The organism is Methylibium sp. T29 (assembly GCF_000576205.1).
Taxonomy (GTDB): domain Bacteria; phylum Pseudomonadota; class Gammaproteobacteria; order Burkholderiales; family Burkholderiaceae_C; genus Methylibium; species Methylibium petroleiphilum.
Window position 1 is genome coordinate 1 of record NZ_AZND01000369.1, and the last position, 2,640, is coordinate 2,640.

Here is a 2,640-nt window from a genome sequence, read left to right on the forward strand (position 1 = left end):
CGCGCGCGCCGCGCGGTTGGCCACGCCGCCGGCCATCTCGGCCGCCTTGCGGGCCGGCGCCATGCCGACCTTGATGGTCTGCTCGGCCGCGTCGAAGCTCTGCTTCACCAGGTTGCCGGCGAGCTGCTTCGCGGAGTCGGAGGCGACGTCCTTCATGGTGCTGGCGGCCAGCTGGGTGAACTGCTTCGTCAGTGCGCCCCACCACTGCGTCGGGTCGACGATGCCGGTCACCGGCGCGGCAGCGGCGCGGGATTTCGCGCGCGGTGCGGCGCGCTTCTTCGCCGGTGCGGCCTCGGCCGGCGCGTCGTCGGAGTGGTCGTCGGCGGGCGCGGGCGGCGCGCCGGCAGGCGCCTCGTCGGGCAGCTTGATGCGCAGCGATTCGCGCAGGTCGGCCACCTGCACGTTCATGGTCTTCAGTGTCGACAGCGTCATGCGCTGCACTTCCAGCGCCTGGATCGTCGCGCCCAGCATGCGCGCGTTCTGCTCCAGCCAGAACTGCACCGTGCGCAGTTCCTCGATGCGCTTCTCCAGTTCCTCCGGGTTGAGCGTCGGCGCGACCCACTGGCCGATGTTGGGCAGCACCGAGCCGGCGTTCTTGACCAGGCCCTGCAGGAAGTCGAAGCCGGGAACCAGTTTCGCGAAGTCGGGGGGGCGGCAGTCATCGGCAGTCTCCTGTTGTTGTGGTCGTGGGACCAGCCATTGTGCGGCGCCGCGCTGCGCTTGTGCGCGGTTCGCGCTAGGCAAGAACCCGCCTCGGCGCGAACGACCTCAGGAGCCGGCCTCGATGCGCAGCACGCCGCCCTGTTGCTGCCAGCGCAGCCGGCCCAGCACGTCCATCCCGAGCAGGGGCTTGTCGCCGAGCGCCGGCAGCACCACCAGCGGCAGGCGCTCGACGCGCACGCCGCCGTCCAGCACCAGGTCGGCCCGGGCCACGTGGCCGCGCACCACGCCGCCGGCGGTGCTGGAATCGATGCGGCCGATGGCCTCGAGCTTCAGCTCGTCGGCCAGCGCCGCCGAGATCGCGCTGCGTGTCGCGCCGGTGTCGACCAGGAAGTCGACCTCGCGGCCGTTCAGTCGCGCGGGCCAGTGGTAGTGGCCGTCGTTGCCGCGCCGGATCTCGATCACGCCGCCCTCGTGCGAGAAGCGCGAACGCTGCTGCTGCGCCTCCAGCGCCCGAAAGCCGAGGAACACCGCCAGGCCCAGCAGCAGCCAGACGGTGGCGATCTTCAGGGTGCGGGGGAACTCGGTCATGCGCCGCCGTGCACGGGTCAGCCCGGTGCTGCCACCGTCTGCTCGATCGCGCCGAACACGCTCTGGCCGTCGCTGCCCTTCATCTCGATGCGCACCGTGTCGCCGTAGCGCATGAATTCGGTGACCGGCGCGCCGCCCTCGATCGTCTCGATCGCACGCTTCTCGGCGATGCAGCTGTAGCCCTTGGACCAGTCCTTGTTGCTGACCGTGCCGCTGCCGACGATGCTGCCGGCGCGCACCCGGCGCGTGGTGGCCAGGTGGGCGATCAGCTGGCCGAAGTGGAAGGTCATCTCGGGCCCGGCCTCGCACAGGCCCACCTTCCTGCCGTTCCACTGGGTCTGCAGCGTGAGGTGCACGCGGCCGCCCTGCCAGGCCGTGCCCAGTTCGTCGGGCGTGACGGCGACCGGGCTGAAGGCGGTGGCCGGCTTGCTCTGCAGGAAGCCGAAGCCCTTGGCCAGCTCGGCGGGGATCAGGTGGCGCAGGCTCACGTCGTTGGCCAGCATCAGCAGGCGGATGCCGTCGATCGCCGCTTCCGGCGACACGCCCATCGGCAGGTCGCCGGTGATCACCGCGACCTCGCTCTCGAAGTCGATGCCCATCTTCTCGCTCGGCACGACGATGTCGTCGCAGGGGCCGAGCAGGTCGTCGCTGCCGCCCTGGTACATCAGTGGGTCGGTGTAGAAGCTCTCGGGCACCTCGGCGCCGCGCGCCTTGCGCACCAGCTCCACGTGGTTGAGGTAGGCCGAGCCGTCGGCCCACTGGCAGGCGCGCGGCAGCGGCGCCATGCACTGCGCCGGCTCGAACGCGAAGGCGTGGCGGGCCTTGCCCTGGTTCAGCGTCTCGTACAGGTCCTGCAGCTGCGGCGACAGGAAGTTCCAGTCGTCCAGCACCTGCTGCAGGCGACCGGCGATGCCGTTCGCGTGATGGGCCGTGGACAGGTCGCGCGAGACGACGACCAGCTGGCCGTCGCGCGAGCCGTCCTTGTAGGTGGCGAGTTTCATCGGTGTCGGTCTCCTCGGCGGGGTCGCGGCCCCGTTGGCAAAATTTCGATACAGTGAATCGATTCCGTCATTGTAAATTTGCCGTCGTGTCCACGCGTTCTCCTCCCGCCGCGGTCGATGCGGCCATGATGCCCGGGCGCGCCGGCATCCAGTCGGTCGAGGTCGGTTATGCCGTGCTCGACGCGCTGGCCTCCGCGCCCGACGCGATGATGCTGCGCGATCTGGCCGCCGCCTGTGCCATGAGCGCGGCCAAGGCCCACCGCTACCTCGTGAGTTTCCAGCGTGTCGGGCTCGTGGCTCAGGATCCTGCCACCAGCCGCTACGACCTCGGCCCGACGGCACGGCGCCTCGGTCTGGCCAGCCTGGCGCGGCTCGACGGCCTGGCGGC

At 70.7% G+C, this 2,640-nt stretch carries 4 protein-coding genes; 1 reads left to right on the forward strand and 3 read right to left on the reverse strand.

The annotated features are described in order from the left end of the window. From x551_RS20960 to x551_RS20970, 3 genes are all read right to left on the reverse strand, one after another. Positions 1-744, reverse strand: a 744-nt coding sequence (locus x551_RS20960; protein ID WP_253950442.1) for a PhaM family polyhydroxyalkanoate granule multifunctional regulatory protein, incomplete at its 3' end; no start/stop codon positions are given. 24 nt (positions 745-768) lie between these two features. Then, the gene (locus x551_RS20965; protein ID WP_011831207.1) at positions 769-1,251 is read right to left on the reverse strand and encodes a retropepsin-like aspartic protease; all 483 of its coding nucleotides are present in this window, start codon (positions 1,249-1,251) and stop codon (positions 769-771) included. A 17-nt stretch (positions 1,252-1,268) separates the two neighbouring features. Beyond that, entirely contained in the window at positions 1,269-2,252 is a 984-nt protein-coding gene (locus x551_RS20970) for a fumarylacetoacetate hydrolase family protein (RefSeq protein ID WP_011831206.1), read from the reverse strand. A gap of 125 nt (positions 2,253-2,377) precedes the next feature. On the opposite strand from x551_RS20970, the gene x551_RS20975 reads away from it, so the two are divergent. Beyond that, positions 2,378-2,640 (forward strand): helix-turn-helix domain-containing protein (locus x551_RS20975; RefSeq protein ID WP_036236336.1); only part of this gene is annotated, 263 nt, incomplete at its 3' end.